The sequence below is a fragment of the Mesorhizobium sp. M7A.F.Ca.MR.245.00.0.0 genome, from assembly GCF_003997415.1.
Classification (GTDB): Bacteria; Pseudomonadota; Alphaproteobacteria; order Rhizobiales; family Rhizobiaceae; genus Mesorhizobium.
In genome coordinates this window covers 44198-47621 of record NZ_RZTE01000048.1, presented here as the reverse complement: position 1 = coordinate 47621, position 3424 = coordinate 44198, and the positions used below count along the sequence as shown (strand labels likewise).

The 3424-nt window shown below is 66.6% G+C and carries 3 protein-coding genes; 1 reads left to right on the top strand and 2 read right to left on the bottom strand.

Features of this window, described 5'->3' with window-relative positions:
- Positions 1-59 precede the first annotated feature (59 nt).
- Together rsmD and EOB80_RS30045 are read right to left on the bottom strand one after the other, a co-directional pair.
- Positions 60-614 (bottom strand): 16S rRNA (guanine(966)-N(2))-methyltransferase RsmD, encoded by a 555-nt coding sequence (rsmD, locus tag EOB80_RS30050; protein ID WP_127331544.1) that lies wholly within the window; start codon positions 612-614, stop codon positions 60-62.
- On the bottom strand, positions 614-2593 hold the full coding sequence (locus tag EOB80_RS30045; RefSeq protein ID WP_127331542.1) for a pseudouridine synthase: 1980 nt from the start codon (positions 2591-2593) through the stop codon (positions 614-616). The genes rsmD and EOB80_RS30045 overlap by 1 nt, the downstream gene beginning before the upstream one ends.
- A gap of 281 nt (positions 2594-2874) precedes the next feature.
- Here EOB80_RS30045 and EOB80_RS30040 point away from each other — a divergent pair, with 281 nt between their 5' ends.
- Entirely contained in the window at positions 2875-3324 is a 450-nt protein-coding gene (locus tag EOB80_RS30040; protein ID WP_127271509.1) for a nucleoside deaminase, read from the top strand.
- Positions 3325-3424: the final 100 nt, after the last annotated feature.

The following is a 3424-nucleotide window of genomic DNA, read 5'->3' as shown; positions in this document are numbered from 1 at the left end:
GCGGCCACCTCTCCCCCAATGAACGATTGGGGAGAGGAACCGCCAATCGCGAAGGCGTATCAGGCCGCCTTGATAAAGCGGATGACGGTCTCGCCATAGTTGCGCTCGTCCAGCACGGAAAAGCCGGGGCCCGGCTCGAAGGGCGCCACTGCCGCCTCCTCGACCACGCACAGCGCGCCAGGGCGAAGCCAGCCGCCGGCTCTCGCCGACTGCAAGGCGCGCTCGCCAAGGCCCTTGCCATAGGGCGGGTCGGCAAAGACGAGGCCGAACCGCGCCAGCGTGCCCGCTTCGCCAAGGCCGGTGGCATCGCGGCGGAAGATCTTGGTGCGGCCGGTCAGGCCGAAGGCTTCGACATTGTCGCGGATCAGGCCACGGCCTTCGGCCGATTCCTCGATGAAGACGCCGTAGGAGGCACCGCGCGACAGGGCTTCCAGCCCGAGCGCACCGGTGCCGGCGAACAGGTCGAGCACACGCGCGCCGTCCAACTGCTCGGCAAACCGATGCGCCAGCACGTTGAAGACCGCCTCGCGGGTGCGATCGGTCGTCGGCCGGATGGCGTCGCTGCGCGGCGTGGCCAGCGGACGCCCGCGAAACTCACCGCCGACGATCCGCATTACTTGCCCTTGGGGCCGCCGCGCGGCCGCTCACCGCGTGTGCTGGTCGGACGGTCGCCGCGCGGCTTGCCGAACGGCTTTGCGCCGGCCGGTTTGCCATAGGTCGGTTTGAACGATGCCTTTCGCGCCTTTGCTTCAGCGGCCTTGGCTGCGTCTGCATCGGCCCTGCCCTTGCCGATCGGCCGCGCGCCCGGTGCCATCCAGACATTGGCCTTGCGCTGGCCGGGCGGCTCGATCGGCCGCTGCTCGCGCTCGGACTTCTTGCCGCCGCCCGGCTTGCCGCCAAAAGCACCACGCGGCTTGTCGCCGAAGCCGCCTCGCGGTTTGTCGCCAAAATTGCCGCGCGGCTTGTCGCCAAAGCTGCGTTCGGGACGCGGGCCGCGTTCGCCAAAACTCTTCTCCGCGCTTCTGTCGGGACTTGTCGACAGTTTGCCCAGAGCCTCGTCGCGGCTGCCTTCGCGGCGCTTGCGGTTCTTGATCAAACCGCCCTCGCCGATCGGGCGGCGCTCACCGTCGCGGGTGAATTTCGGCCGCTCCGGCTCCGGCTCGCGAACTTCCGTGCGCCGCACCGGCTTGTTGGAAAACGGCTTGGTGACATCGGCGTCGAAATTGGCGCCGGATTCCTCGACCAGGCGCTCACCAAGCTGGTCGCGCAACACCCTGCCCTTGATCTCCAGCACATGGCCCTCGGCGAGGTCATCGAGCTGGAACGGCCCGTAGGAGATACGGATCAGCCGCGTCACGTCGAGGCCGAGCGAACCCAGGATGTTCCTGACTTCGCGGTTCTTGCCCTCGCGCAAGCCGATCGTCAGCCAGGCATTGGTGCCTTGCTCACGGTCGAGCGTCGCTTCGATGGCACCGTAGAACACGCCGTCGACGGCAACGCCTTCACGCAGGCCGGCAAGCGCGCTTTCCTCGACCTTGCCGTGGACGCGCACGCGGTAGCGGCGCAGCCAGCCGGTGGCCGGCAGTTCGAGCACGCGCGACAGGCCACCATCATTGGTGAGCAGCAGCAGGCCTTCGGTGTTGATGTCGAGCCGGCCGATGGTCATCAGCCGCGGCAATTCAGCCGGCAGCACGTCGAAGACGGTCTTGCGGCCCTCGGGATCGCGGTTGGTGGTGACGACGCCGGCCGGCTTGTGGAACAGGAACAGCCGGGTGCGCTCGATCGGCGGGATTTCCATGCCGTCGAGATGGATGATGTCATCAGGCATGACGTTGAAGGCCGGCGAAGTCAGGGCGCGGCCATTGACCTTGACGCGGCCGGCGGCGATCAGCTCCTCGGCATCGCGGCGCGAGGCCAGGCCGGCGCGGGCCAACCGCTTGGCGATGCGCTCGCCTGCCTCTTCCGCGCCCTCGGCGGGACGCGGGCGTGGCTTGAAGCTGCCGCCTGCCGCGCCTTGCGGCCGATCGTTGAAATCCCGCTTCGGGCGATCGCCGGCGTCGCGCGGCGCGCGGTCACTGAAATCACGCTTGGGACGGTCGAAACGCTTTTCGCCGCCCGCTGCTGCCGCAGCCGGTCGGTCGCCGCGCGGCGCATAGGGCTTGCGCGGTCCTTCGCGCTTTTCATAGGGCTTGCGCTCGCCTTCGGCGGCCACCGGACGGTCGCCGCGTGGCGCATAGGGCTTGCGTGGTCCTTCGCGCTTCTCATACGGTTTGCGCTCACCCTCGGCGGCCATCGGGCGGTCGCCGCGCGGTGCGTAGGGCTTGCGCGGCCCTTCGCGCTTCTCAAAAGGCTTGCCTTCGGGACGCGGGCCTTTGCTGAAAGGCTTGTCCCCGCCCTTGAAATCGCGCTTCGGCCGCTCGCCATCGGCAGCCATCGGCCGATCGCCACGCGGTGCGTAAGGTTTTTTCTTGGCGCCAAAGGACGGCTTGCCGCCCTTGCCCGCGGCGCCATCACGGCTGCGCGGTCCCGCGGCTTTCGGCCCACTCTTGGCCGGACCCTTCCTGGGCCGGAATTTCTTGTCGTTGTCGTCCATGTGGCCTTTATCCGTTTGCGCTGCTACAGCGTGGCGCATCCTTTCGGGCGCGCAACGAACGCTGTAGCACTTTTGATGTGGCGCATGATCATTTTCGAAAACCGAGTCCCGATTTTCGAGGTCCTGCGCTCAATAACAGGATCACTGGAGTTTGTCAGGGAAAAGTGGAGACCGGTTTTTCCAAAAAGACAAACGAAAATCAAAAGCCTGGAGCAAGTGCGGTTCATTCGAAACGAACTTGCTCCGTCAGGTGGCGAGGAGATAATCGGAGTGGAAATCGCGTGAAGCGGCCCGATTTCATGGCGCTGGCGCTGAAGGAGGCCGAGGCTGCCGCCTTGCGAGGCGAAGTGCCGGTCGGCGCCGTCATCGCCAATGGCGCTGGTGTTGTCGCCAGCGCCGGCAACCGCACACGCGAACTTGCCGACCCGACCGCGCATGCCGAGATGCTGGTCATCCGCGAAGCTTGCCGCAAACTGTCGGCCGAGCGGCTGACCGGCCATGATCTCTATGTGACGCTGGAACCTTGCGCCATGTGCGCCGGCGCCATTTCCTTCGCCCGGCTGCGCCGGCTTTATTTCGGCGCCGCCGACGACAAGGGCGGTGCCGTGGTCAATGGCGTACGTTTTTTCGCCTCGCCGACCTGCCACCACGCGCCCGACATCTATCCGGGCATGGGCGAGACCGAAGCGGGTCTATTGCTCAAGGAATTTTTCCGGGAACGGCGCGGCTGAACCGGGCGCAACGCCCGGCGACACAACGTGGTGTTCTTACAGAGACGGCATCCAGTCGAACCAGCCGCTGCCCTTCTTGCCTGCCGCCTCTTTCTTGAGG